Annotated in this window: 23 protein-coding genes; 17 read left to right on the forward strand and 6 right to left on the reverse strand. The window is 57.0% G+C overall.

All coding sequences use genetic code 11. The features are described 5' to 3' along the window. Positions 1-67 precede the first annotated feature (67 nt). From malG to malE, 3 genes are all read right to left on the reverse strand, one after another. On the reverse strand, positions 68-958 hold the full coding sequence (gene malG, locus MYY08_RS00610) for a maltose ABC transporter permease MalG (RefSeq protein WP_038629820.1): 891 nt from the start codon (positions 956-958) through the stop codon (positions 68-70). A 10-nt stretch (positions 959-968) separates the two neighbouring features. Next, positions 969-2,513, reverse strand: coding sequence for a maltose ABC transporter permease MalF (malF, locus tag MYY08_RS00615; RefSeq protein WP_288012501.1), 1,545 nt, complete (start codon positions 2,511-2,513; stop codon positions 969-971). A gap of 127 nt (positions 2,514-2,640) precedes the next feature. Beyond that, positions 2,641-3,834 (reverse strand): maltose/maltodextrin ABC transporter substrate-binding protein MalE, encoded by a 1,194-nt coding sequence (gene malE / locus MYY08_RS00620; RefSeq protein ID WP_038629821.1) that lies wholly within the window; start codon positions 3,832-3,834, stop codon positions 2,641-2,643. A gap of 340 nt (positions 3,835-4,174) precedes the next feature. On the opposite strand from malE, the gene malK reads away from it, so the two are divergent. The 5 genes from malK to ubiA all read left to right on the forward strand — a co-directional run bounded on the left by malK (position 4,175) and on the right by ubiA (position 9,253). Then, complete coding sequence (gene malK / locus MYY08_RS00625) at positions 4,175-5,311, forward strand: maltose/maltodextrin ABC transporter ATP-binding protein MalK (RefSeq protein ID WP_038629822.1); 1,137 nt, start codon at positions 4,175-4,177, stop codon at positions 5,309-5,311. A 13-nt stretch (positions 5,312-5,324) separates the two neighbouring features. Then, a complete protein-coding gene (locus tag MYY08_RS00630; protein ID WP_288012504.1) occupies positions 5,325-6,650 on the forward strand; it encodes a maltoporin in 1,326 nt (441 codons plus the stop codon). A 95-nt stretch (positions 6,651-6,745) separates the two neighbouring features. Next, positions 6,746-7,690 (forward strand): maltose operon protein MalM, encoded by a 945-nt coding sequence (gene malM, locus MYY08_RS00635; protein ID WP_038629824.1) that lies wholly within the window; start codon positions 6,746-6,748, stop codon positions 7,688-7,690. A gap of 152 nt (positions 7,691-7,842) precedes the next feature. Then, complete coding sequence (gene ubiC, locus MYY08_RS00640) at positions 7,843-8,370, forward strand: chorismate lyase (RefSeq protein WP_038629825.1); 528 nt, start codon at positions 7,843-7,845, stop codon at positions 8,368-8,370. Position 8,371: 1 nt separating this feature from the next. Then, entirely contained in the window at positions 8,372-9,253 is an 882-nt protein-coding gene (gene ubiA, locus MYY08_RS00645) for a 4-hydroxybenzoate octaprenyltransferase (RefSeq protein ID WP_038630255.1), read from the forward strand. Positions 9,254-9,328: 75 nt separating this feature from the next. Here the strand turns inward: ubiA and plsB are convergent, their stop codons facing one another. Beyond that, positions 9,329-11,770 (reverse strand): glycerol-3-phosphate 1-O-acyltransferase PlsB, encoded by a 2,442-nt coding sequence (plsB, locus tag MYY08_RS00650; protein WP_038629826.1) that lies wholly within the window; start codon positions 11,768-11,770, stop codon positions 9,329-9,331. A gap of 128 nt (positions 11,771-11,898) precedes the next feature. Here plsB and MYY08_RS00655 point away from each other — a divergent pair, with 128 nt between their 5' ends. The 4 genes from MYY08_RS00655 to MYY08_RS00670 all read left to right on the forward strand — a co-directional run bounded on the left by MYY08_RS00655 (position 11,899) and on the right by MYY08_RS00670 (position 14,844). Further along, positions 11,899-12,267: a diacylglycerol kinase gene (locus tag MYY08_RS00655; RefSeq protein ID WP_038629827.1), complete on the forward strand. Its 369-nt coding sequence runs from the start codon at positions 11,899-11,901 to the stop codon at positions 12,265-12,267. Positions 12,268-12,372: 105 nt separating this feature from the next. Further along, entirely contained in the window at positions 12,373-12,981 is a 609-nt protein-coding gene (gene lexA, locus MYY08_RS00660) for a transcriptional repressor LexA (RefSeq protein ID WP_038629828.1), read from the forward strand. Between the two features lie 103 nt (positions 12,982-13,084). Continuing rightward, positions 13,085-14,407: an MATE family efflux transporter DinF gene (gene dinF, locus MYY08_RS00665; RefSeq protein ID WP_038629829.1), complete on the forward strand. Its 1,323-nt coding sequence runs from the start codon at positions 13,085-13,087 to the stop codon at positions 14,405-14,407. A 224-nt stretch (positions 14,408-14,631) separates the two neighbouring features. Continuing rightward, positions 14,632-14,844, forward strand: a complete 213-nt coding sequence (locus MYY08_RS00670) for a CsbD family protein (RefSeq protein WP_038629830.1) — start codon at positions 14,632-14,634, stop codon at positions 14,842-14,844. A gap of 233 nt (positions 14,845-15,077) precedes the next feature. Here MYY08_RS00670 and zur read toward each other — a convergent pair whose 3' ends face one another. Continuing rightward, the gene (zur, locus tag MYY08_RS00675) at positions 15,078-15,593 is read right to left on the reverse strand and encodes a zinc uptake transcriptional repressor Zur (protein WP_038629831.1); all 516 of its coding nucleotides are present in this window, start codon (positions 15,591-15,593) and stop codon (positions 15,078-15,080) included. 443 nt (positions 15,594-16,036) lie between these two features. Here zur and MYY08_RS00680 point away from each other — a divergent pair, with 443 nt between their 5' ends. From MYY08_RS00680 to dusA, 4 genes are all read left to right on the forward strand, one after another. After that, positions 16,037-17,287, forward strand: a complete 1,251-nt coding sequence (locus MYY08_RS00680; protein WP_376749558.1) for a conjugal transfer protein TraF — start codon at positions 16,037-16,039, stop codon at positions 17,285-17,287. 502 nt (positions 17,288-17,789) lie between these two features. Further along, positions 17,790-18,305 carry a DUF2778 domain-containing protein gene (locus MYY08_RS00685; protein WP_288012510.1) on the forward strand — a complete coding sequence of 172 codons (516 nt, stop codon included), beginning with the start codon at positions 17,790-17,792 and terminating at the stop codon, positions 18,303-18,305. Further along, complete coding sequence (locus MYY08_RS00690; protein WP_038629835.1) at positions 18,283-18,552, forward strand: hypothetical protein; 270 nt, start codon at positions 18,283-18,285, stop codon at positions 18,550-18,552. The genes MYY08_RS00685 and MYY08_RS00690 overlap by 23 nt, the downstream gene beginning before the upstream one ends. A 300-nt stretch (positions 18,553-18,852) precedes the next feature. Then, entirely contained in the window at positions 18,853-19,902 is a 1,050-nt protein-coding gene (gene dusA, locus MYY08_RS00695; protein WP_288012512.1) for a tRNA dihydrouridine(20/20a) synthase DusA, read from the forward strand. 324 nt (positions 19,903-20,226) lie between these two features. Here the strand turns inward: dusA and MYY08_RS00700 are convergent, their stop codons facing one another. Next, positions 20,227-21,210, reverse strand: a complete 984-nt coding sequence (locus tag MYY08_RS00700; protein WP_038629837.1) for a quinone oxidoreductase — start codon at positions 21,208-21,210, stop codon at positions 20,227-20,229. 109 nt (positions 21,211-21,319) lie between these two features. On the opposite strand from MYY08_RS00700, the gene dnaB reads away from it, so the two are divergent. The 4 genes from dnaB (at position 21,320) to MYY08_RS00720 (ending at position 25,398) form a co-directional block, all read left to right on the forward strand. Continuing rightward, positions 21,320-22,726 (forward strand): replicative DNA helicase, encoded by a 1,407-nt coding sequence (gene dnaB / locus MYY08_RS00705; RefSeq protein ID WP_038630256.1) that lies wholly within the window; start codon positions 21,320-21,322, stop codon positions 22,724-22,726. Positions 22,727-22,833: 107 nt separating this feature from the next. After that, entirely contained in the window at positions 22,834-23,319 is a 486-nt protein-coding gene (locus MYY08_RS00710) for an Lrp/AsnC family transcriptional regulator (protein WP_038629839.1), read from the forward strand. A 226-nt stretch (positions 23,320-23,545) separates the two neighbouring features. Beyond that, positions 23,546-24,160, forward strand: a complete 615-nt coding sequence (locus MYY08_RS00715) for a YitT family protein (RefSeq protein WP_038629840.1) — start codon at positions 23,546-23,548, stop codon at positions 24,158-24,160. A gap of 44 nt (positions 24,161-24,204) precedes the next feature. Then, positions 24,205-25,398 (forward strand): amino acid aminotransferase, encoded by a 1,194-nt coding sequence (locus tag MYY08_RS00720; RefSeq protein ID WP_288012516.1) that lies wholly within the window; start codon positions 24,205-24,207, stop codon positions 25,396-25,398. Positions 25,399-25,449: the final 51 nt, after the last annotated feature.

Raw genomic sequence — 25,449 nt, forward strand, 5'->3', positions numbered from 1 at the left:
ATAAACACAGGGAACAACTTAGCAGTGGCAATAACAACAAAGGCAACAATGGCAACAAAAGCGTTAATTAACCCTTCACACTCCCCGCGGTCAGCCCGCTGACCAGCCAGCGCTGCGCCAGCAGGAACACCAGCGTAATCGGCAGCGCCGACAGCACCGCCGCGGCGGCAAAATCGCCCCACAGATAGTTCTGCGGATTCAAATACTGTTGCATCCCTACCGCCAGCGTATAGCTGTTGACGTCGCGCAGCAGCAGCGAAGCGACGGGCACTTCCGTTACGGCAGCGATAAAGGACAAAATAAACACCACGGCGAGAATCGGTACGGAGAGCGGCAACAGAATCAGGCGGAAAGCCTGCCATGGCGTCGCGCCGTCCAGCGCCGCTGCTTCTTCCAGCGAACCGTCAATGGTTTCGAAATAGCCTTTAATCGTCCAGACATGCAGCGCGATGCCGCCCAGGTAGGCGAAGATCAATCCGGCATGGGTATTCAGGCCGATAAAAGGAATGTACTGCCCTAAACGATCGAACAGAGCATAAAGCGCCACCAGCGAGAGCACAGCTGGAAACATCTGAAAGATAAGCATTCCTTTCAACAGCGTCGCCTTGCCGCGAAAACGCATACGGGCAAAAGCATAGGCACAGGTCGTTGAAAGCGCAACAATCCCAACGGCGGTGATCGCCGCCACTTTTACCGAGTTCCACAGCCACAGCAGCACCGGGAACGGCGGCGGGGTGACGCTGCCGTTTTCATGGGTAACGGAGAAGCCGAGCGCCAGCTTCCAGTGGTCCCAGGAGATATGCTCCGGCAGCAGGCTGCCGATCGCATAGTTGCCGGGACGCAGCGAGATAGCGAATACCATCAGCAGCGGATACATGATCATCACCAGGAAGCCGAGCAGCAGCAGATGCGTCAGCGCCAGGCGCAGCTTTTGTGATTTCGGTTTTACCATCGCCATAGGTCGCTCCTTACTCAGTTTTAATGCGGGTGAAACGCAGGTTAAACAGCGCCAGCGCGCCGACCAGCAGGAAGATCAGCGTGGCGATGGCGGCCGCCAGGCCGAAATCTTGTCCACCGCCGCCTTCAAAGGCGATGCGCCAGGTATAGCTCACCAGCAAATCGGTATAGCCCGCCGGCGTGGTGGTGCCCAGCCGGTCTGGTCCGCCGTCGGTCAACAGCAGGATCAGCACGAAGTTGTTGAAGTTAAACGCGAAGCTGGCGATCATCAGCGGCGTTAGCGGCTTAATTAACAGCGGCAGAGTAATGCGGAAGAAATTTTGTAGCGGCGTCGCGCCGTCCAGCGCCGAAGCTTCATAAAGATCGTCTGGAATCGCCTTTAACAGCCCCATGCACAAAATCATCATGTAGGGATAGCCAAGCCAGGTATTGACGATAACCAGCATGGTGCGCGCCATCACCGGATCGCTGAACCAGGCGGGCTTAATGCCGAACAGGCTATCCAGCATGATGTTGATTTCGCCGAAGCTTTGGTTAAACAGCCCTTTGAAGATCAGAATCGAGATAAACGCGGGCACGGCGTAGGGCAGGATCAGCAGCAGCCGATAGACCGCGCGGCCTTTCAGCGCCTCCCACTGCATCAGGCAGGCCAGCACCATGCCGACCGCCACGGTCAGCAACACCGTCAGCGCGGCGAATACTACCGTCCAGATAAAAATCGCGACAAACGGTTGCTGAATACCCTGGTCGGTCAGCACGCGCAGGAAGTTTTTCCAGCCGACGGCCACCGTATAGCCGGGACTCAGCTTTTCGCTGCTCCACTGCTGGTTGGCGTCCTTCATCTGCCAGAAGCCGGTCTCGTCGTTAGGGTACCAAACCTCGCCTGTTTGCTTATCTGTCAGAATATCGCCTTCGCCGAGCTGATAGCGCGGCTGAGTGCCTGAGAACTGGCGCAGCGAACTCATCTTCAGCTGCGAGCCGTCCGGCAGACGCGCCTTCAGTTGAGAAAGCGCCTGACGATTTTGCGTAATCACGCGCAGCATGGCGCGCTCGCCGCCAGGCTGCTGCTGCGTTTCAGTAAGAGTAAGTGTTTGCTCACCTTTGGCTGCGAGGGAGAAGGGCGGCGAGATAAACTGCTGGTTATCCGTGCCGTTCAGCAGCAGGCGCCACTGATTATCCGCCGTCGACCAGAGTGAAAACGCGTAGCCTTCGCCGGCCTGGAACTGGCGGTCCAGCAGTACCTGACGCGCACGCTCAAAGGTAAGCTGGTTAGTGCTGCTGTAGTTGGTGAAAGCGATAGCGATGGTGCAGGCCAGCGGGAACAGCACAAACAGCACCATACCGGCCAGCCCCGGCCAGACATAGCGCCACGCCTGAGCGCGGCGGCGGAAAAAGACAATCAGGCCGCTGCTCAGCAGGATCAGCGTGACGATAGCGAACAGGTATTCGCCCTGCGCATACATCAATACTACCAGATAGCCGGTTATTAACACACAGAGGGCAAGAACCAGCCACTTCAGGGCGTCACGCTGCCACCACAATGCGGATTTTGCCATTTTAGGATCCTTCTGCGACAGATGAAAAGAGAGGGCGGATCGGCCATCCGCCTTCGGAAACGGGACGAAAACCCGGCCAGCAAACGGCATTGACGCTTGTGGCCAGGACTGGTGCGTTAGTAATTCCTTACTTGGTCAGGCGGCTTTCCGCATCTTTCAGCGCCGCTTCCACGCTCTGACGCCCGTTAATCGCGTTCAGCACCGCGCTGCGTTCGGCGTACCAGAAGGCGGCCATCTGCGGCACATTCGGCATGATCTCGCCTTTCTGCGAGTTCTCCATGGTGGCGGCAATCTTCTCATCCTTCGCCAGCTTCTCCTGGTACGATTTCAGCGCCACCGCGCCCAGCGGTTTGTCAGCGTTCACTTTCGCCAGCCCGTCATCGGTCAGCAGATAGTTTTCAATAAATTCTTTCGCCAGCTCTTTATTCGGGCTGGCGGCGTTAATACCGGCGCTCAGCACGCCGACGAACGGCTTCGAGGGTTTGCCTTTAAAGGTCGGCAGCAGGGTGACGCCATAATTGACCCTGGCGCTTTCGATATTATTCCAGGCCCAGGGACCGTTAATAGTCATGGCGGTTTCGCCTTTATTAAAGGCGGCTTCGGCAATAGCGTAATCAGTGTCCGCATTCAGGTGTTTATTTTTAATCAGGTCGATCAGAAATTTCAGGCCTTCCTGAGAACCCTGGTTATTTACGCCAACATCTTTGATGTTATAGCTGCCGTTCTCTTTCTTAAACGCATAGCCGCCGTCAGCCGCAATTAAAGGCCAGGTGAAATAGGGCTCCTGAAGATTAAACATAATGGCGCTCTTGCCTTTGGCGCGTAGCTGCTTATCCAGCGCCGGAATTTCTTCCCAGCTTTTCGGCGGGTTCGGCAGCAGATCTTTGTTATAAATCAGCGACAACGATTCCACCGCCACCGGATAACCGATCAGCTTGCCGTTGTAGCGCACGGCGTCCCAGGTGAAGGGATAGATTTTGTCCTGTAATGCCTTATCCGGCGCCACTTCCGCCAGCAGGCCGGACTGCGCATAGCCGCCGAAGCGATCGTGCGCCCAGAAGATAATATCCGGGCCGTCGCCGGTGGCTGCGACCTGCGGATATTTCTCTTCCAGCTTATCGGGATGCTCGATAGTGACTTTAATCCCGGTATCCTGCTCAAACTTCTTGCCCACTTCCGCCAGGCCGTTATAACCCTTGTCGCCGTTGATCCAGATGACCAGCTTGCCTTCTTCGATTTTCGCCAGTGCCGCGCCGGGCAGCAGCGCGGCAGTCAGGGCGCATAACAACAGCGTTTTGCTATTTAGTTTGAACTTTGACATTTCCCTTACCTCTAAACGTGAGTGGTTGTCGTTAGGCAGAAGTCTGCTGCTAAGAGACGGCTGACTCATCCTCCCTGTTGCTACGCCCTGCCGGTAAGAAGTGTGATCCCTGTGGCTTTTTCGCCGCTTTCTGCGTGTCAGGACACAAAAAACACCCCATTTTCCTGCCGTTTCGATCACGAAAAAGCCTGTCGTGACCGCCGGATCCCCCTGCGGGCATCAAACTCATCCTCCTGCCTCCTCCCCCGTAAAAAAGCGAATGGTGGAGGATTTTTCCTCCGCGCCCTTCGCGCACACTCCCTGCCATTCAAAGGAAGTCGTGACGAGACGGGAGAAACCAATGACAAATGTGGTGCTGAAAGAAGTCACCAAATCCTGGGGCGATGTGGTGGTATCGAAAGATATCAACCTGACCATTGCCGAAGGAGAGTTCGTGGTATTTGTCGGGCCGTCAGGCTGCGGCAAATCGACGCTGCTGCGCATGATTGCCGGCCTGGAAGATATTACCTCCGGCGAGCTGACCATCGGCGGCAAACGCATGAACGAGGTGCCGCCCGCAGAACGCGGCATCGGCATGGTGTTTCAGTCCTATGCGCTCTATCCCCACCTGACGGTAGCGGACAATATGTCGTTCGGCCTTAAGCTGGCTGGCATCGGCAAAAGCGAAATTCAACAACGTGTTTCCCAGGTGGCGGAGGTGTTGCAGCTGGCGCATCTGCTCGATCGGCAGCCGAAGGCGCTCTCCGGCGGCCAGCGTCAGCGCGTGGCGATCGGCCGCACGCTGGTGGCCGAGCCGCAGGTTTTCCTGCTGGATGAGCCGCTCTCCAACCTCGACGCCGCGCTGCGCGTACAGATGCGCATTGAAATCTCCCGCCTGCACAAGCGCCTGCAACGCACCATGATTTACGTCACTCACGATCAGGTCGAAGCGATGACGCTGGCGGACAAAATCGTGGTGCTGGAAGGGGGCCGCATCGCGCAGGTCGGCAAGCCGCTGGAGCTTTATCACTATCCGGCGAACCGCTTTGTCGCCGGCTTTATCGGCTCGCCGAAGATGAACTTCCTGCCGGTCAAGGTCACCGCTATCGCCATCGATCAGGTACAGGTTGAGTTGCCTAATCGCCAGCAGGTCTGGCTGCCGGTCGACAGCACCGGCGTGCAGCCCGGCGCCAATATGTCGCTGGGCATTCGCCCGGAACATCTGCTGCCCAGCGAAGTGGCGGACGTCACGCTGCAGGGCACCGTTCAGGTCGTCGAACAGCTCGGTCACGAAACGCAAATCCATATCCAAATCCCCGCGCTGCGTCAGAACCTGGTTTACCGCCAGAACGACGTGGTGTTGGTTGAAGAAGGTGCCCAATACGCCATCGGCCTGCCGCCACAGCGCTGCCATCTGTTCCGTGAGGATGGACGCGCCTGCCGTCGGTTACACAGCGAACCCGGCGTAGAAGCACACATAACAACAGCAGAAAGTTAACAGGAGAACAGCGATGATAACGCGCTCTAAGTACCCTCTGGCCGTGGCAGTGGCCCTCGCAGTTGTAGCACCGCACGCCAGCGCGGTGGATTTTAAAGGTTACGCCCGTTCCGGCATCGGCTGGACCGGCAGCGGCGGCGAGCAACAGTGTTTCCAGGCGACCGGCGCCAACTCCAAATACCGTCTCGGCAATGAATGCGAAACCTATGCGGAAATCGAGCTGGGTCAGGAAGTCTGGAAAGAAGGCGAGAAAAGCTTCTACGTCGACAGCATGATCGGCTACAGCGTATCGCAGCAGAATGACTATGAAGAAGATTCGCCTGCCGTGCGTCAGATGAACGTAGTGGGTAAAAACCTGTTTGATGCGCTGCCGGGCGCCAATATCTGGGCCGGTAAGCGTTACTACAAACGCCACGACGTGCATATGATCGACTTCTACTACTGGGATATCTCCGGTCCTGGCGGCGGTATCGAAGATATCGATCTCGGCTTCGGCAAGCTGTCGCTGGCGGCTACCCGCAGCAGCGAGGCTGGCGGCTCCTCAGCCTTCGTGACCGGCAATACCCGCGGCCAGGCGAAAGATCGCGCCAACGATATCTTTGACGTGCGTCTCGGCGGCATGGAAGTCAACCCCGGCGGCGCGCTGGAGCTGGGTTTTGACTACGGTAGCGCCAACGACACCGACGGCTACAGCCCGAATGACGAAGACGCCTCCAACGACGGCTGGATGGCGACCCTGGAGCATACCCAGACCTTCTACGGCACCAGCCTGAACAAGTTTGTCGTGCAGTACGCCACCGACGCCATGACGCAGAACCGCAACGGCCGTCCGGGCACTGCGGAGAACAATAACGGCTCGATGATTCGCGTGATTGACCACGGCGCCATCGACTTCAACGACACCTGGAGCCTGATGTATGTCGGCATGTACCAGGATGTGGATCGCGACAACAACAACGGCACCACCTGGTACACCGTGGGCGTGCGCCCAATGTACAAATGGACGCCGATCATGAGCACCCTGTTGGAAGCGGGCTACGACAACGTTAAATCGCAGCGCACCGGCGACCGCAACAGCCAGTATAAAGTTACCCTGGCCCAGCAGTGGCAGGCGGGCGACAGCATCTGGTCGCGTCCGGCCATCCGCGTGTTCGCTACCTACGCCAAGTGGGATGAGAAATGGGGCTACGCTTCTTCGCAGGAAAACGATCAGAACTACGTCGGCAATTTGCCGGGCACCACCGCAGGCGTCGCCTATAGCGATACCGCCGCGCACACCTTCAGCCGCGGCGACAGCGATGAGTTCTCTTTCGGCATTCAGATGGAAGCCTGGTGGTAATAAGACAAGTTAAAGGAGCGTAGTCGGCTCTGCGTCCTGCCTTAGCCCGCCTCCCTATTGCCTGAGAGAGGCGGGTTTCTCTTGAGGATAAAAAAATGAAAAAACATCTGCTCGCGCTCTGCCTGTTTCCGGCCCTGAGCTTCACCGTGCTGCCTGGCTTCGCCGCCAGCACCAGCATCAACCCGCAAAACGTGGCGACGGCGCCGTCCGTGTCGCCCGATAAGCTGCAGCGCCTTTCCTGGCTGCCGATGACGCCGCCGGTCAGCCAGGATATCGTCCTGAACGCCGGTTCGGTCGCCCTTAACGAAGGCAATATCAGCGGCCCGGTCGCCGCTATCGCCTTGCCCGCCGATCAGGGTTCGCTGGAAGTCACGCTCGCCAGCCTGATGAAAGATCGCAAAGTTTACGCGCCGAACGTGCTGGTGCTGGACAGCCAGCTACAGCCCGCCGCCTTTTTCCCCAGCAGCTATTTTACCTACCAGAAACCCGGCATCGTCGCCACCAACCGTCTGGAAGGCACGATGAAGCTGACGCCGGTGCTGGGACAAAAACAGATCTACCTGCTGATCTACACCACCACGCGCGACCTGGCGCAAACTTCCACCATGATCAATCCGGCCAAGCTTTACGCGGAAGGGGCGAGCAACGCCATTCCCGATGTACCGGACCCGGTGGTGCAGCATGTGAATACCGGCACCCTGTCGCTGAAAGTGAAGAGCGAGCAGAACAGCGGCAATATCATGATCGGCAAGCTGTTCGGATCCGACAACGCCAAACCGGTGGTGGTTGGCAGCAGCGCGGCGGCGACGAGCCAGCCTGCTAACAACGCGCCGGCGCCGGTCGCAGCCCCTGCGCCGACACCGGCGGCAAAAGCGGAGCCGATGCTGAACGACACGGAAAAATATTTTAACGACGGCATCCGCAGGGCGGTAAAAGCGGGCGATATCGACAAAGCGTTGAAGCTGATGAACGAGGCGGAACGCCTGGGTTCTTCATCGGCCCGCGCGACCTTTATCAGCAGTGTGAAAGGCAAGGGATAACATCCCCATAGTGCTGATCTTGCTGGACGATTGGTGCGCCACAGGCGCACCCTTTTTCGCTGGCTAAACGTCGGGTTTTTCCACTGCGTCGCGTGTTCTGCGCGAGGCTCTGCGCTACACTATGGCACCTGTTTTTTTACCGGAGATGCCGTATGTCGAATCACGCGCTTTCCCTGTTGCGCGCAATCGAATGGCTTCCCGCTTCGTCACCGCTGCTTTCCGCCGCCGTGCTGGACTGGCTGATGGAAGAGGATTCGATGACGAAGCGCTTTGAACGTCACTGTCGGCACGTTACCGTTGAACCCCTGAATGAAGGCTTCGTCACCGCAGACGAGATTGCCGGGGAGCTGCCGTTTCTGCCGCAGGAGCCGCGCTACTGGCTGCGCGAGATTATTCTTTCCGGCGACGGCGTGCCCTGGCTGGCTGGCCGCACGGTGGTGCCGGAATCGACGCTAAACGGGCCGGAATCGGTGTTGAGCCAGCTCGGCACGCGTCCGTTGGGCCGCTATCTCTTTTCTTCCTCTACCCTGACGCGGGACTTTATCGATCCCGGCATCGCCGCAGGACAGTGGGGACGCCGCTCGCGCCTGCGTTTATCGGGCAAGCCGCTATTGTTGACTGAACTGTTTTTACCCGCTGCGCCGCTTTATCAAAGCCTCTCAGGAGAATCACGTGAGTAATATAGAAAAAGGGCTGACGCTGACGAAGCTGCAGGCCTGGAGCCGCCTGATGCGTATCGATAAACCGATTGGCTCGCTGCTGCTGCTCTGGCCGACGCTATGGGCATTATGGTTGGCGGGCGAGGCGGTGCCGCCGCTGCAGGTGTTGCTGGTGTTTGTGCTGGGCGTCTTTTTTATGCGTGCGGCGGGCTGCGTGGTAAATGATTTCGCCGATCGAAAAATCGACGGGCATGTCAAACGCACTCAAATGCGCCCGCTCGCCAGCGGCGCGGTCAGCGAAAAAGAGGCGAAGGTGCTGTTTGTGGTGCTGGCGCTGGTGTCGTTTGGACTGGTGCTGACCATGAACGCGCTGACCATCTGGCTGTCGTTCGCCGGACTGGCGCTCGCCTGGGTTTATCCCTTTATGAAGCGCTATACCCATCTGCCGCAGGTGGTGCTGGGCGCGGCCTTCGGCTGGGCGATCCCAATGGGCTGGGCGGCGGTCAGCGACAGCGTGCCGCTGAATGCCTGGCTGCTGTTTTTCGCCAACATTTGCTGGACGGTGGCCTACGATACCCAGTACGCCATGGTTGACCGCGACGACGATTTAAAAATCGGCGTGAAGTCGACGGCGATCCTGTTTGGCCGCTTTGATAAGCTGATTATCGGGCTGCTGCAGCTCTCTACGCTGCTGCTGCTGTCGCTGGTGGGGCTGCGTATGGGGCTGGACGGCGCATTTTACTGGTCGCTGCTGATCGCCGGCGCGCTCTTTGTGCATCAGCAGAAGTTGATCGCCGAACGGCAGCGCGAACGCTGTTTCCAGGCGTTCCTGAATAACAACTATGTCGGACTGGTGATTTTTATCGGCATTGCGCTGAATATGCTGCCGTTCAGTCAGTGGTGACGGCCGCACGATAATCTTTGGATGATAAAAAAACGGGCGCCTGAGGCGCCCGTTTTCTTTATGCTTGCGTCTTTTTTACACCTGCGTCGCCAGCCCGCTGTGGGCTACGGCGTTTTCAATGGTTTGACGCACGTCGCTGGTAATCAACTCCGACAGCAGGCGCGACGTGTTCTGCGTCTGCGCCAGTGCGGCGTCGCCCGTGTCGCTGATATAGCCTTCGTCACGTAGCGTCAGCACCAGGGTGGAGAACACCGCCTTATCGAAAAATTCCGGCGCGTTGATGCCGTGCAGTACTGACAGGCGCTGCGCCAGCGTGCGGCTCTCTTTTTCAAGCGAACCGCGGTTGATTGCCGGATTGGCGCTGAGGATAGAGAAGGTGATCGCATAGCGTTGCAGCGTTTCGCGCATGCCTGCCGCCAGTAGTTGCAGCGTGCGGAAACGGCCCGCGTTCAGGCGCATCATATCGCCTTCAATCACGATCAGCTGCTGGCGCGCCAGCTCCGCCGTCAGCGCCTGGAGCAGGTGCGGTAGCTCCGCTTTATCCCAGCGCAGGAACAGCTCGCTCTTCAACAGCGGATAGATCACCGTAACCTGACGCAGCAGCTCATCCGCCGAGATTGCCTGATGCTGTTGCACGATAGCGGCGATCAGCGACGGCATCACCAGCATGTGATGAACGTTATTGCGGTAATAGGTCATCAGCACCGCCTGCTCGCGCGGCAGGATGATGATATCGCCGATATTGTCCTTTTCCGTCTCGAACTTGTTCATGTTCAGCGCGTGTTCCAGCAGCGCTTCCGGCGTCATGTCCGGCACGGTCGCATCTGCGGAATAGGGCACATTGCGCAGCAGTTCGAGATAGCATTCCAGCTGCTCCAGCAGCTGCTCTCGCGTTAACGAGCGTTGACGCGAGGCGAGCAGGGCGGTCACGCAGAGGTTCATTGCGTTGGCGGCGCCGGCGTTATTGATGCGCACCATAATCTGCTGCGCAATATCGTTGACCGCCGGCGTCAGCCACTGCGGACGCTGCGCCACAATCGGATCGATCGAGTCGCGCCACTCCGGCACATGACGGTTGAGGTAGTTCACCAGCGGCAGCGGTTCGCCGAAGTTCACGTAGCCCTGACCCAGATTGCGCAGCTTGCTCAGGCCGCGCAGCATCTGCATAAAGCCTTCTTTCTCTTTCGCCGCGCCGCGCAGCTCTTTGGCGTAAGTGCCCACTTCCATTACGTGCTCATAGCCGATATAGACCGGCACCACGGTAATCGGGCGGTTGCCGCCGCGCAGCATCGCCTGGAGGGTCATCGACAGCGTGCCGGTTTTCGGATCGAGCAGTCGGCCAGTGCGCGAACGTCCGCCTTCGACGAAATACTCCACTGAATAGCCGCGGCTGAACAGCTCGCCCAGATATTCGCGGAACACGGTGGAGTAGAGCTTATTGCCCTTGAAGGTGCGGCGAATAAAGAACGCGCCGAGACGGCGGAAGATCGGGCCAGCGGGCCAGAAGTTAAGGTTGATGCCTGCGGCGATATGCGGCGGCACCAGCCCCTGATGATAAAGCACGTAAGAAAGCAGCAGATAGTCCATATGGCTGCGGTGGCAGGGAACGTAAACCAGCCCGTGCCCGTCCAGCGCCAGCTGACGAATGCGTTCGCCGCCGCTGACGTTGATGCCCTGATAAATTTTGCTCCAGGTCCAGCCGATAACGCGGTCGGTCAGGCGGATCATCTCATACGAGAAGTCGGCCGCAATCTCTTCCATCAGCTCAATGGCGTTCTGCTGCGCTTTTTCTTGCGAAATCTTCTTGCTGCGCGCTTCGTCTTCTACCGCCTTGGCGATAGCCTGCGACTGCAACAGCTTATTAAACAGATCGTGACGCACCGGCAGACGCGGGCCGACTGCGGCCAGGCGCTGACGGGCGAAATGGATGCGCGCCACGCGCGCGAGCTTTTGCGCGATGGTTTTATCGGTGCCGTGTTCGGTGGCCATGCGGCGCAGCGATACCATTGGCGAGAAGCGAACAAAGCTGTCGCGTCCCAGCCAGAAGACGGCAAAAAACTTCTGCACTCCGTTGAGCTCGCGCAGATGCGGCGTTTGTTCGCCCTGCACTTCGCGTCCCGGCGCACGGCCGAACATCACGGATACCGGCACCATCTGCACATCCAGATCGGGATTGTTGCGGTGCAGGTCGAGGTAGTCGTGAAACAGCTTCACCGACTCCTGATTAGGCACGAAGTAGGGGAAAACGCGCGGCCCGTCATGGATAAACACATGACGCGGCAGCAGGGCGCCGTCGATCTCCAGCGGCTCCAGCGGATCGGGCAGATCGTGCAGGCGGCACTGGGTGCGCAACGCCAGAAGATCGGCCTTTGAATCGTAAGGCAATACATACATAATGGGGCGCGACGTGTCGAGGCCCAGTTCCGCGACCGGATCGCCCGGAATCGCCTTACTTTTGACTAAAAATGTAAGTGGTAAATTCAATAACTTATAATAAAGTTTACGCCAACCTGACATAGACAACATGAAGCCTCTTGTTAGCAAAGCGCGGCAAGCATACCAGAAAGCGCATTGAAGATCTGTGGTGTTGCAATTAGTGCGGCACCCTGACATTGACGTTAAACATCGCAAAGGGTTCCCCGAACATGGCAAATAACGTAACGGGCTTGACGCGCATCATTAAAGCGGCTGGCTACTCCTGGAAAGGATTGCGCGCGGCCTGGCAGCACGAAGCGGCTTTCCGTCAGGAAGCGGTGATGGCGCTGGTGGCGGTCGTCGTCGCCTGCTGGCTGGATGTCGATGCGATAACGCGCGTGCTGCTGATCGGTTCGGTCGCCCTCATTATTATTGTCGAGATCCTTAACAGCGCTATCGAAGCGGTGGTCGATCGCATCGGCAGCGAACTTCATCCGCTGGCGGGACGGGCGAAAGATATGGGCTCCGCTGCGGTTCTGCTCAGCATCATACTGGCTCTCTTTGTCTGGGCAACCTTGCTGTGGGCATATTTGCGATAGCGCTTCCGCATTCGACAAAGTGTTGTTTTTTACACTGCATTCGGTTTCCATTCCGACAATACCTGTATATACTCACAGCGACTGTATAAACAACCAGGGGGCGGGATGAAAACCTTAACGGCTCGACAGCAGCAGGTTTATGACCTGATTCGCGATCACATTAACCAAACGGGGATGCCGCCAACGCGTGCGGAAATCGCTTCCCGTCTTGGCTTCCGCTCTCCAAACGCCGCAGAAGAACATCTGAAAGCACTGGCGCGTAAAGGCGTTATTGAGATGGTGTCCGGCGCTTCGCGCGGCATCCGCCTGATGGCGGAAGAGGAAAACGGCCTGCCGTTGATTGGCCGCGTCGCCGCTGGCGAGCCGCTGCTGGCGCAGGAGCATATTGAAAGCCGTTTTCAGGTCGACCCTAACCTGTTTAAGCCTCACGCTGATTTCCTGCTGCGCGTCAGCGGCATGTCGATGAAAGATATCGGCATCGTCGACGGCGATCTGCTGGCGGTGCATAAAACGCAGGATGTGCGTAACGGCCAGGTCGTGGTGGCGCGTATTGATGATGAAGTCACGGTTAAACGCCTGAAAAAACAGGGTAACACGGTGCAACTGCTGCCGGAAAACAGTGATTTTCAGCCCATCGTGGTCGATCTGCAACAGCAAACCCTGACTATCGAAGGCCTGGCCGTCGGCGTGATTCGCAACGGCGACTGGCTCTGAAACTGATGTGGCGGCTCCTCTGCCGCCACTGAATAGCCCCTGATTCATATTTATCCGGCGATAACCGCTGTGGCCTGTCGCCATACTATTTTCGCGGATTGCCATGCAACTCTTCTCTGCAACCGATAAAAATCTCTGGCGGCTGGCGCTGCCGATGATCCTTTCCAATATTACCGTTCCTCTGCTGGGCCTGGTTGATACCGCCGTGATCGGCCATCTCGACAGCCCCGTCTATCTGGGCGGCGTCGCCGTAGGCGCGACGGCGACCAGCTTCCTGTTTATGCTGCTGCTCTTTTTACGCATGAGCACCACCGGGCTGACGGCCCAGGCGTTCGGCGCTGGCGATAAATCGGGACTGGCGCGCGCGCTGGTTCAACCCTTGCTGATCGCCGTCGTCGTCGGGCTGGCTTTTGTGCTGCTGCGCGATCCGCTTAGCGCGCTGGCGACGCGCGTCGTTGGCGGCAGCCCGGCGGTGCTGGAGCAGGCGAAGCGCTTTATCCATGTGCGCTGGCTCAGCGCGCCCGCTACGCTGGCGAATCTGGTCATTTTGGGCTGGCTGCTGGGCGTGCAGTATGCGCGGGCGCCGGTGATTTTGCTGGTGGTCGGCAACCTGGTAAATATCCTGCTCGACCTGTGGTTTGTTATCGGCCTTGGCTGGGGCGTAGCGGGCGCCGCTGCGGCAACCGCGATTGCGGAATACGTGACGCTGGCGGTCGGGCTGGGCATGGTGTGGCACCTGCTGCGCCTGCGGCAAATTACCTTCTTACAGCTGAAGCAGGGGCTGCGCGGCGATATGCGACGCCTGCTGCGCCTTAACCGCGACATTATGCTGCGCTCGCTGCTGCTGCAGCTCTGTTTTGCTTCGGTAACCGTGCTGGGCGCGCGCATGGGCAGCGATATCGTCGCGGTTAACGCCGTGCTGCTGATGTTTCTGACCTTCACCGCCTACGCGCTGGATGGCTTCGCCTATGCGGTGGAAGCGGTCTCCGGGGAAGCCTTCGGCGCCAGAGATGCCGATAAGCTGCGGCGGGTCTGGCTGGCGGCCTGTCGGCAGGCGGGCCTGGTGGCGCTGCTGTTCGCCTGTGCCTACGCGCTTTGGGGTAAAGAGCTGGTGGCGCTGTTGACCTCGCTGCCAACGTTGCAGGCGCAGGCGGATCGCTACCTTCCCTGGCAAATGCTTCTGCCGCTGGTCGGCGTCTGGTGCTATCTGCTGGACGGCATGTTTATCGGCGCAACGCGCGGGCGCGAAATGCGCAACAGCATGGCGCTGGCCGCGCTGGGTTTTGCCTTAGCGCTGGCGACGCTGCCTTATTTAGGCAACCATGGCCTGTGGCTGGCAGTAACGGTTTTTCTTATGCTGCGCGGCCTGACGCTCGGCTGGATCTGGCGTCAACACCAGCGGCGCGGCGACTGGTTCACGATTTGACACATTTATATGCGGCTGCGCTTATTACCTGAATTAACTCGTTTTTAAGGGTAATCGACAGGTTTTTCGGCGTGTTTTCAGTTCATCTGACTGAGATTACGAGCAGAAACGCCGTATTCAGCTATCATTAAAGGGTGACAAACAAGGAATCAGCGACTGTTTTCACTGAACATACAGCGCTGACAGTCTGCAAGCTGTTAACACCTAAGGTAGAGGAAATAACGATGAACAGAGACGAAGCCGGCGGTAACTGGAAACAGTTTAAAGGTAAGATGAAGGAAAAATGGGGCAAGCTGACCGATGACGACATGACCGTTATCGAAGGTAAACGCGATCAGCTTGTTGGTAAAATTCAGGAACGCTACGGCTATGCAAAAGACGAAGCGGAAAAAGAAGTGAGCGATTGGGAGACACAAAACCGCGACCATCGCTGGTAAGTTTAAAGCCCTTCAGGAAGATGCTCCTGCCCCTGGCACAAGGAATGTGCCGCTCCCCTCTGTTTTTTTATCTTTTTTAACGCGGTCACGCTCTTTTCTTGCTGCCCCGTTTTCTGGTTATGTTTGGCATGATGAGGTTATTTTAGCGCTTACTACCCTTCAGACCGGCTTTAGCGACAAACCTGTCGCCTTCCCCCTAACGCAGCCATTACTGGCACCGCTTCGGCTGTTTTTTAACGCCCGCGCTTTTTGCTTATCAGCGTATGGTCATGATTACAGCTTTCAGGATGCTGGCAACTTTCGACATCTTTACATCCGTTGCACAAGCCGTGCGCTTCAATCACGCTATTACGCAGCGCAAAGCCGCTCTGCTGCGCCAGCGACTCCAGAATCGATTCCACGCCCTGAGCATGCTGTTCATTCACCGCGCCGCAGCGATCGCAAATCAGCATCGCTGAAGTATGTTGCGGTTCCTCGAAATGATGACACACCACATAGCTGTTGTTTGACTCAACGCGATGGATAAACCCCTGCTCCAGCAGGAAATCCAGCGCGCGATAAACGGTAGGCGGCTTGGCCTGCGGTTCAGAGGCGCGCAGCAGGTCAAGCAGATCGTAGGCGCTAATTGCGCCGTTCTGCTCGCTCATCAAACGCAGCACCTCCAGACGCTGCGGCGTCAGGCGCACGTTGCGTTGCTGACAGATTTTTTCAGCCTGCGACAGAATCTGTTTTGAAGGTGAAACGCTCATAATTTTTCTCCGGGCGATTGAGATGTTATCTTATCACGTTGGATAAAAAACGCCGACTCCTTCCTGAAGTCCTCAGAAAAGCGCTATTTCGCGCCTGAATTCCCGAAAGTTTCCGAATTATATCTCCTGGCGGCATGCCTGAACCCGCCGATAATACGCAGCGTCCAACGCGGAAAAGAGACAGATCCATTCTTAATTGTTAATTTCCAGTTTGCAGGAGAATTAATATCCAGCTAATGTTCACTCAGGCTTAAGCGACATAGGGAAAAACAGAGCCGCAGCGAATGCAACAGATAAGCCACTCACTGCTTATAAAAGCAGCAATTCACTGATAAGCCGGGGAAAACGCCTTGAGTTCAGGGCAATAAAATGGGCAATTACTGGTCATCATGCGCCCAGTGATTTTCTACATACTTTCAGCTTATTTTTGGTGGCGTCTGATAATGGCAATGAAAACCGTTCAATCTTTCAAGCTTTCTTCTGCAACAGCCTTAACCGCAATTTTATTTACCTCTTTTTCATCACAGGCAGCCGGCAGCTATTTTGACGCGCGCAATGATGCGATGGGCGGTACCGGGGTCGCTTCATCGAACTATACCACTGCGCCATTATCAAACCCGGCGCTGCTGACGAAAGGCCGGGCGGAAGATCGCGTCAGCGTTATTCTGCCTTCTGTCGGCGTGCAGATCAGCGATAAAGATAAAATGGTTGATAAGATCGATGACGTAACCGATACGGTGAATCATTATCGGGACGTATTCAGGAATTTTACGCCCATCGATTTTCTGACGAATCCTTCTGCCATTCGCTCCGCTTCCGGCGACCTGGCCAACCAGCTGCGCGATCTGCGCGGCAACAAGGCGGACGGCTCCGCCGGCGCGGCTATTGTAGTGGCGGTGCCGAATGAGACGCTGCCGTTCGCTTTTGTCGCCAAAGCTTATGGCTCCGCCCATCTGCAAGCCGACGTGGCGCAAAGCGATATCGACCTGCTCGATACCGTCGCTAACGGCGGATTTCCGACGTTAGCCGATCCGTCTCAACTGCGTTCCAGCGCTACCGGCGTGGCGGCTATCGTCGCCGACTACGGCATTGCGGTCGCCCATGAGTTTAACATCGGCGAACAGGCGGTTTCCGTGGGCGTGACGCCTAAGCTGCAGCAGACTCGCCTCTATAATTACCGCGCTTCGGTTTATAACTTCGATAAAGATCGGGTGACTGACAGCGAATATCGCACCAGCAATACCGGCTTTAACCTCGACGCCGGCCTGTCAACCGACGTGGGCGCGAACTGGATCTTTGGCCTCAGCGCGCAGAACCTGATCCCGCGTGATATCGATACGAAGCGTGTGAATGGCTATCAGGATACCTGGCAGATCCGCCCGCTGGTGACCGCCGGCGCCGCCTGGCATAACGAGGTGCTGACCGCCAGTCTTGATGTGGACGCGACGCCGACCAAGCGTTTTAAATCGCAGGATGACAGCCAGTATGCGGGCGTAGGCGTGGAATATCGCGTGCTGGACTGGTTACAGCTGCGCGGCGGCTATCATGCCGATATGAAATCCAACGACAAAAATGTTGTGAGCGCCGGCTTTGGCGTATCGCCTTTCAACAACCGCGTTCACCTCGACCTTGCGGGCTCGGTGGGCGAAGACAATACCTGGGGCGCCATGGCGCAGCTGGGCTTCTCCTTCTGATAATGCAGGCTGCGCCGGAAACGGCGCGGCTTTCAGGCAAACACCACTTTAAGGCTGCCCGGCGTCCGGCGCGGTTTTCCTGCCACGATTTACATATCCCGGCCCAAACGGATCGGGCATTTCAAAATCTTAGCCTCACTAATGATGCAGAGTTGCCCGCACAGCATGTTCGACTATTTAGGCTGGACATTGCTGATAGCTTTGCACGGCTTTCACATCAAGAACAGGCTATGTATTTTCGGGCCGGTTTTATGCACGTTTTATTCGCTCCGTTTATCCATATTCCGATAATTAAACGGCTAAAAATACGCCGTTTGCAGCCGACGCGCGGCGAGTGCCGTTTCATCTGTGCGCGTAGGATCCATTATGTTAAGTAACGCCGGGTTTACGGAAAGATTAAGCTGAAGTGATTGAAAAGGCGTGCAGTTTATTTTTTACTCAGTCGTACTGGCATCAGTCTAAATAACAAACAACAGGGATTGTTTTTATGCAAATCATGAGGATGACGTATAACGATCTGACAAAGGGCGGCGGGGAAGCAAAGCTACACGTTTACGGCGTAGGGACGTTCCCGGTATTCAGCGGCCAAAAACCCTACACCAACGATCCTGACTGCGCGTTTTTGAAAAACAGCGCAATCCCAGTGGGCCGTTACTGGATTGTGCCACGGCATGAAGGAAGCTTAAAGAACCGAGCCAGGGCGGCGGCCGGTGACCTGTGGTTCAGTTCGAATCATTATGAATGGTTTGCGCTCTTTAATGCCCAGACAATGGACGACCATATTTTCGTAAATGGCATCTCGCGTGGCGGCTTTCGCCTGCATCCGTTGCGGCCCGATGGTTCCGGGGTAAGCGAAGGATGCATAACTTTCGTTAATCGCCCTGATTTTTACGTTGTCAGAAATGCGTTATTAAAAACAAAAAAGATGCTCGTTCAAGGCTCACGCACTGGGCTGATGGCGTTCGGTTATAGAGACGTACAAGGAGATCACGATTTTGCGAATTGCAAATTTCGTTAAAAAGGCTGGCGGCTTCGTGCTGTGCTTTATTCTGGCGTTTGCCTTATCTCGCTACGATATGCCGCTCCATCGTCCGTCGACCTGGATAATTGACTATCTCTACCAGATTTTTAGCCGTTATCAGGAGGATATATACGAACCAGATGCAGATCCGGTTACGTTCATTTCGATAATTGCCGTTGTCAGCGTTTACGCGACAGCTCTTTACTGGCTGTTTAAAATAGCAATCAGAAAGTTAAAGCGTTGACAGATTACAGCCCTCATTCATTGGTCAGGATTCCGACCACGTAGCCGTTGCAGACTCAAATCGACCGACACTACGGCAGGATTAACCGTGCCTGTAACGGGACGTACGTCTCTGCGGGATCAGCGCCTGGCAACCAATAGCGTTGGCTCTCTGTTTCGGCAACGGCTGGCGTAAAGTCACGTCGGCGCGTTGACGTTTTTGTGTGTTATAGTAGGCCAGATTTTATTCATCCCGGCAGAGACGCGCTATTCCGCTCTGTGGTCGGCGCCGAAAAAGCAAAACACATTTAAAAGTACAGAAATGCATCAAAGCCAACATTCCCAGAACGCGTCATCCACGCAGGCGGTCGCTGCTGAGCAAGCGGTATATCCTTCTCAACGCTTTTCCATCGCGCCCATGCTCGACTGGACCGATCGGCACTGTCGTTATTTCCACCGCCAGCTGACGCGAAACACGCTGCTTTACACCGAAATGGTGACCACCGGCGCGATTATTCACGGCAAAGGCGACTATCTCGCCTACAGCGAAGAAGAGCATCCGGTCGCCCTGCAACTGGGCGGCAGCGATCCGGCGGCGCTGGCGCAGTGCGCACAGTTGGCGCAGGCGCGCGGCTATGATGAGATCAACCTCAACGTCGGTTGTCCATCCGATCGCGTGCAGAACGGCCGCTTCGGCGCTTGCCTGATGGGCGAGGCGGCGTTGGTGGCGGACTGCATTAAAGCGATGCGTGACGTCGTCTCGATTCCGGTCACGGTGAAAACCCGCATTGGCATCGACGAGCAGGACAGCTATGAATTTCTCTGCGATTTTATCGGCACCGTGGCGCAGCAGGGCGGCTGCGATACCTTTATTATTCACGCGCGCAAGGCCTGGCTCTCCGGCCTGAGCCCGAAGGAAAACCGCGAGATCCCGCCGCTGGACTATCCGCGCGTTTATCAGCTGAAGCGTGATTTCCCGCAGCTGACGCTGGCGCTGAACGGCGGCGTGAAGTCGCTGGAAGAGGTGCAAACCCATCTGCACTATCTCGACGGTGTGATGATGGGACGCGAAGCCTATCAAAATCCCGGTCTGCTGGCGCAGGTCGATCGCACGCTGTTTGGCAGCGGCGCGCCGGACGCCGATGCAGTGGCCGTCGTGCGTGCTATGTATCCCTATATTGAACGCGAGCTGGCGCAGGGCACGTACCTGGGCCACATTACCCGACACATGCTGGGCCTGTTCCAGGGCATCCCAGGCGCGCGTCAGTGGCGCCGCCATCTGAGCGAGAACGCGCACAAGCCGGGCGCTGGCATTGAAGTGGTGGAAAAAGCGCTGTCGCTGGTCGCCGACAAGATGACCGTGACTGCCTGATGTGTTTTAAATATGTTAAAACCTGTGCGGCGACGTGCAGGTTTTTTTATGTCCTCCGCGCGTCAAAACACCCATCGCGTTGAAAATTGATAGTTAGCTATCAAAGAGTTGAACGGAAAATAGCGGTCAGGATGCGGGCTGGATCACAGAGTGATATTTTGCTTAGCGTTTTTTCGCAATTAAACATATTTTTTACTTATGAATTCTGCGAGACTGTTTTCCGTTGAGTCGAAACAATCCATCGCCGCTGTACTCTACAACAGCGCGAATGATAAAAAAGAAAAGGGGCTTCCTACGGGAGGCCCCATTTTTTTGCCTGAACCGTTACGGAATCAGCAGGCTGGAACCGCGCGTCGACCGGCTTTCCAGCGTGATATGGGCTTGCTGCGCGTCGCGCAACGGGAAACGCTGATTTTCTGGCACGTTGACCTTGATCGCACCGCTGGCGATCATCGAAAAGAGATCGTTACCGGCGCGCTGAAGCTCGTCACGCGTGGTGATATAGCCATTAAGGGAAGGGCGCGTCAGATAAAGCGAGCCTTTCTGATTCAGGATCGCCAGATTCACGCCGGTCACCGGACCGGAGGCATTGCCGAAGCTCACCATCAGGCCGCGTCGCTGTAAGCAGTCAAGCGAGGCTTCCCACGTCGCTTTGCCCACCGAGTCATACACCACGCGCACTTTCTTACCGTCGGTCAGCTCGCTGACGCGCTGGACGATATCCTCTTCCTGATAGTTTATGGTCGCCCAGGCGCCGTGATCTTTCGCCAGCTGCGCTTTTTCTGCCGAGCCGACGGTGCCGATCAGGTGCGCGCCCAGCGCTTTCGCCCATTGACAGGCGATCAGCCCGACGCCGCCCGCCGCTGCGTGAAACAGAAAGGTTTCGTCAGGCTGCACTTCATAGGTCTGACGCAGCAGGTAATGCACTGTCAGCCCTTTTAAAAACGCCGCCGCCGCCTGCTCGAAGGAAATGGCGTCCGGCAGTAGCGCGATTTTATCCTGATGTACATTGTGAATTTCGCTGTAGGCCCCCAGTGGCGCCTGCGCGTAAACCACCCGATCGCCAGGCTTAATGGCGGTGACGCCGCTACCGATCTTCAGCACCACGCCCGCCGCCTCGGTACCGATGCCGGAAGGCAGCGACGGGGCCGGATACAGGCCGCTGCGCACGTAGGTATCGATGTAATTTATGCCGATGGCTTTGTTCTCCACCTGCACTTCATATTCCCCCGGTTCGGCGGGATCGAAGTCAACCCATTGCAGCTCTTCCGGGCCGCCGTGGCGGGCTATCTGAATACGTTTTGCCATGTTTGCTCCTCATGGTTTCCGGCAGCCGTAATTCGCGCCGGACGGGCGTAAAAGCGGTAAAAAACAGGTATACTTGCGCGTCACTCACACATTCGGTATTGCATTCACTATGGCAGGAAATAAACCCACCAACAAATCCAACGAGGTTCGCGATCGCCAGGTAGAAGGGCTGAAATTGCCGCCCCATTCGCTGGAAGCGGAGCAGTCGGTGCTGGGCGGGTTGATGCTGGACAACGAGCGTTGGGACAACGTCTCAGAGCGCGTAGTGGCCGAAGACTTTTACAGCCGCCCTCATCGTCTGATATTCAGTGAAATGCAGCGGCTGCTGGAAGCCAGCCAGCCTATCGACCTGATTACCCTTTCGGATTCGTTGGAGCAGCGCGGCGAGCTGGATATGGTCGGCGGCTTCGCTTACCTGGCCGAGCTGTCGAAAAACACCCCCAGCGCGGCAAACATCAACGCCTACGCCGATATCGTGCGCGAACGCGCGGTCGTGCGTGAAATGATCGCGGTCGCTAACCAGATCGCCGACGCCGGCTACGATCCGCAGGGGCGCAGCAGTGAAGATCTGCTCGACTTCGCGGAGTCGAACGTTTTTAAAATCGCCGAACAGCGCGCCAATAAAGATGAAGGCCCGAAGAATATCGAGCAGATCCTGGAAGCGACCGTTTCGCGCATCGAATCGCTCTATCAGACGCCGCACGACGGCGTAACCGGCGTCGATACCGGCTATCAGGATCTCAACAAGAAAACCGCAGGTTTGCAGCGCTCCGACTTGATTATCGTCGCCGCGCGACCCTCGATGGGTAAAACCACCTTCGCCATGAACCTGTGCGAAAACGCCGCGATGTTACAGGATAAACCGGTGCTGATCTTCAGTCTGGAGATGCCCAGCGAACAGATCATGATGCGTATGCTGGCGTCGCTGTCGCGCGTGGACCAGACGCGTATCCGTACCGGCCAGCTGGATGATGAGGACTGGGCGCGCATCTCCGGCACCATGGGCATTCTGCTGGAGAAAAAGAACATCTATATCGATGATTCCTCCGGCCTGACGCCGACCGAGGTGCGCTCGCGCGCGCGTCGCGTGTTCCGTGAAAACGACGGCCTGAGCATGATCATGATCGACTACCTGCAGCTAATGCGCGTACCGTCGCTTTCCGACAACCGTACGCTGGAGATTGCCGAGATCTCCCGCTCGCTGAAGGCGCTGGCGAAAGAGCTGAACGTGCCGGTGGTGGCGCTGTCGCAGCTTAACCGCTCGCTGGAGCAGCGCGCCGATAAACGTCCGGTCAACTCCGATCTGCGTGAATCCGGCTCGATCGAGCAGGACGCCGACCTGATCATGTTTATCTACCGTGACGAGGTTTATCACGAAAACAGCGATCTGAAAGGGATCGCCGAGATCATTATCGGTAAGCAGCGTAACGGCCCGATCGGCACCGTACGCCTCACCTTCAACGGACAATGGTCGCGTTTCGACAACTATGCCGGGCCGCAATACGACGACGAATAGCATGCACGTTTTGTGCATCGCGTCCGTATCATCATAAAATTGTGTTGGACATTTGCCGCTCCTGCGCATATCTGTAACGATTTCGGCGCAGAGAGCGGCAAAATGCCATGACACACATCGACGATTACGATCTGAAAATTTTGACCCTGCTGCAAAGCAATGGTCGGCTAACCAACCAGGAGCTCAGCGATTTGGTGGGCCTGTCCGCCTCGCAGTGTTCCCGCCGTCGCATCAGCCTTGAACAGGCTAACCTTATTCTTGGCTATCACGCCCGTGTCTCCCCGGATGCGGTCGGGTTGGGCATGATCGGCCTGATTGAGGTGCGTCTGCTTAATCACACCAGCGACTATGTCACCAGCTTTCATCGCATGGTGGCGGAGCAGAGCGCGATCGTCGACGCCTGGAAAACTACCGGCGACGCCGACTATCTGTTGAAGGTAGCGGTTGCGAGCCTGGCGGAATTGAGCGCGTTGATCAGCGAAATGGTGGCAGGGCATCGCAGCGTGGCGCATGTGAAAACATCCGTGGTGCTGGAAAGATTAAAAGAGAACGGCCTGATGATCGCCCCGTCTCTGCACGTTAAAAGTGCATGATGCACCAATATGGTGCGTTACGGGCGCATTTACGTTGAACTGTGCATTGTAAAATCCATCGATGCACGCTGAATGCATGTAGCGGCAATATTTTGCGCGAGACATGCAAAAAAAGATCTTTTAATTTTCAATTGGTTATCCCGCTCGCCAGATAAAGTCGCCGGGCCGCTGCGTTTATGGTGCGCTTCTTGCTGTCGGTTATCTTTTTACTCTGGTCATCAGGTCCATGGATAACATTGTACAACCTGCCCGTGTCCCTCACTCTCTGCTGGAAGATACGCTGGCGCTGCTGTTTGGCACGCTGATGGTTTCGTTTGGCGTCGTTATGTTGAAACAGGCTGGCGCGCTGACCGGCAGCACTGCCGGCATCGCCTTTCTGCTCAGCTACCTGACCTCATGCTCTTTCGGCCTGCTGTTTTTCATCATCAACCTGCCGTTCTACTGGCTGGCGGTAAAGCGTATGGGCTGGGCTTTTACGATCAAAACCTTTTGCGCGGTGGCGCTGGTGTCGATCTTTACCCGCCTGCATCCGCTGTTTATGCATTTCGACGCGTTGAATCCGTTTTATGCGACATTGTTCGGTAACGTGATGATGGGTGTTGGGTTTATAGTGTTGTTTCGTCATAAGGCCAGCCTGGGCGGCATCAATATCCTGGCGCTTTGGCTACAGGATCGCTTCGGCATCCGCGCCGGTAAATTGCAAATGGCGGTAGACAGCGGGGTGGTGCTGGCCTCGCTGTTTGTGGTCTCTGCGCCGATGCTGGCGGCGTCGGTCGTCGGCGCGCTGATCCTGAACCTGATCATTGCGTTAAACCATCGGCCCGGCCGTTATGCCGTTTGACCTGCGCAGCTGTGCCTCTTTACCTATTATTATGGAGATTCACCGTGTTTCAGAAAGTTGATGCCTACGCTGGCGATCCGATACTTACCCTGATGGAAACCTTCAAACAGGATCCGCGGGCGCACAAGGTTAACCTGAGCATTGGCCTCTATTACAACGAGCAGGGGATCATTCCTCAGCTGCAGGCGGTAGCCGAAGCGGAAGCGCGCCTCAATGCCCAGCCGCATCAGGCATCGCTCTATCTGCCGATGGATGGCCTCGCCAGCTACCGCCAGGCGATCGCGCCGCTGCTGTTTGGCGCGCAGCATCCCGCTTTACAAGCGAACCGCATCGCCACCATCCAGACCGTAGGCGGCTCCGGCGCGCTGAAAGTAGGCGCGGACTTTCTGAAACGCTATTTCCCGCAGTCGCAGGTATGGGTCAGCGATCCGACCTGGGAAAACCATATCGCCATCTTTGCGGGCGCCGGTTTTGAGGTGAATACCTATCCCTGGTATGACGCCGAAACCCACGGCGTGCAGTTCGACGCTTTCCTGACGACGTTGCAAACCCTGCCGGTGCAAAGCGTGGTGCTGCTGCATCCCTGCTGCCATAACCCGACCGGCGCCGATCTCACTAACGATCAGTGGGATCGCGTGGTCGAGGTGCTTAAGGCGCGTCAGCTGATTCCTTTCCTCGATATCGCCTATCAGGGTTACGGCGCCGGTATGGAAGAGGACGCTTACGCCATTCGCGCCATCGCCGCCGCGGGCATCTCTGCGCTGATCAGCAACTCTTTCTCGAAGATATTCTCGCTCTACGGCGAGCGCGTCGGCGGCCTGTCGGTGGTATGCGCCGATGCGGAAGAGGCGACGCGCGTACAGGGTCAGCTGAAGGCTACCGTACGCCGCAACTACTCCTCGCCGCCGAACTTCGGCGCGCAGGTGGTAGCCTGCGTGCTGAACGATGAGGCGCTGAAGGCAAACTGGCTGGCGGAAGTGGAAGCGATGCGTCTGCGTATTCTTGAGATGCGTCAGTCGCTGGTGACGGTGTTGAGCACGGCGCTGCCGGGCAAAGACTTCGATTATCTGCTGAAGCAGCGCGGCATGTTCAGCTACACCGGGCTGAGCGCCCAGCAGGTCGATCGCCTGCGCGACGAATTCGGCGTCTATCTGATCCACAGCGGCCGCATGTGCCTGGCGGGCCTTAACAGCCGCAACGTGCATCAGGTGGCGGAAGCCTTCGCAGCGGTGATGTAATTCTCACCTTACCCATCAGGCGGCGCTGGCCGCCTTTTTTATTTCTTCTCG

The sequence above is a fragment of the Mixta sp. genome, assembly GCF_024610815.1.
GTDB lineage: Bacteria > Pseudomonadota > Gammaproteobacteria > Enterobacterales > Enterobacteriaceae > Mixta > Mixta calida.

What these genes read in the sequence shown, in the direction of transcription:
- MYY08_RS00700 (WP_038629837.1), bottom strand. Translation starts at nt 21,210, where the DNA reads ATGGCAAAACGTATTCAGATAGCCCGCCACGGCGGCCCGGAAGAGCTG.
- MYY08_RS00670 (WP_038629830.1), top strand. Translation starts at nt 14,632, where the DNA reads ATGAACAGAGACGAAGCCGGCGGTAACTGGAAACAGTTTAAAGGTAAG.
- MYY08_RS00680 (WP_376749558.1), top strand. Translation starts at nt 16,037, where the DNA reads ATGGCAATGAAAACCGTTCAATCTTTCAAGCTTTCTTCTGCAACAGCC.
- zur (WP_038629831.1), bottom strand. Translation starts at nt 15,593, where the DNA reads ATGAGCGTTTCACCTTCAAAACAGATTCTGTCGCAGGCTGAAAAAATC.
- malF (WP_288012501.1), bottom strand. Translation starts at nt 2,513, where the DNA reads ATGGCAAAATCCGCATTGTGGTGGCAGCGTGACGCCCTGAAGTGGCTG.
- malK (WP_038629822.1), top strand. Translation starts at nt 4,175, where the DNA reads ATGACAAATGTGGTGCTGAAAGAAGTCACCAAATCCTGGGGCGATGTG.
- dusA (WP_288012512.1), top strand. Translation starts at nt 18,853, where the DNA reads ATGCATCAAAGCCAACATTCCCAGAACGCGTCATCCACGCAGGCGGTC.
- MYY08_RS00685 (WP_288012510.1), top strand. Translation starts at nt 17,790, where the DNA reads ATGACGTATAACGATCTGACAAAGGGCGGCGGGGAAGCAAAGCTACAC.
- dinF (WP_038629829.1), top strand. Translation starts at nt 13,085, where the DNA reads ATGCAACTCTTCTCTGCAACCGATAAAAATCTCTGGCGGCTGGCGCTG.
- dnaB (WP_038630256.1), top strand. Translation starts at nt 21,320, where the DNA reads ATGGCAGGAAATAAACCCACCAACAAATCCAACGAGGTTCGCGATCGC.
- plsB (WP_038629826.1), bottom strand. Translation starts at nt 11,770, where the DNA reads ATGTCAGGTTGGCGTAAACTTTATTATAAGTTATTGAATTTACCACTT.
- MYY08_RS00630 (WP_288012504.1), top strand. Translation starts at nt 5,325, where the DNA reads ATGATAACGCGCTCTAAGTACCCTCTGGCCGTGGCAGTGGCCCTCGCA.
- MYY08_RS00715 (WP_038629840.1), top strand. Translation starts at nt 23,546, where the DNA reads ATGGATAACATTGTACAACCTGCCCGTGTCCCTCACTCTCTGCTGGAA.
- MYY08_RS00655 (WP_038629827.1), top strand. Translation starts at nt 11,899, where the DNA reads ATGGCAAATAACGTAACGGGCTTGACGCGCATCATTAAAGCGGCTGGC.
- malE (WP_038629821.1), bottom strand. Translation starts at nt 3,834, where the DNA reads ATGTCAAAGTTCAAACTAAATAGCAAAACGCTGTTGTTATGCGCCCTG.
- lexA (WP_038629828.1), top strand. Translation starts at nt 12,373, where the DNA reads ATGAAAACCTTAACGGCTCGACAGCAGCAGGTTTATGACCTGATTCGC.
- MYY08_RS00710 (WP_038629839.1), top strand. Translation starts at nt 22,834, where the DNA reads ATGACACACATCGACGATTACGATCTGAAAATTTTGACCCTGCTGCAA.
- malG (WP_038629820.1), bottom strand. Translation starts at nt 958, where the DNA reads ATGGCGATGGTAAAACCGAAATCACAAAAGCTGCGCCTGGCGCTGACG.
- ubiC (WP_038629825.1), top strand. Translation starts at nt 7,843, where the DNA reads ATGTCGAATCACGCGCTTTCCCTGTTGCGCGCAATCGAATGGCTTCCC.
- malM (WP_038629824.1), top strand. Translation starts at nt 6,746, where the DNA reads ATGAAAAAACATCTGCTCGCGCTCTGCCTGTTTCCGGCCCTGAGCTTC.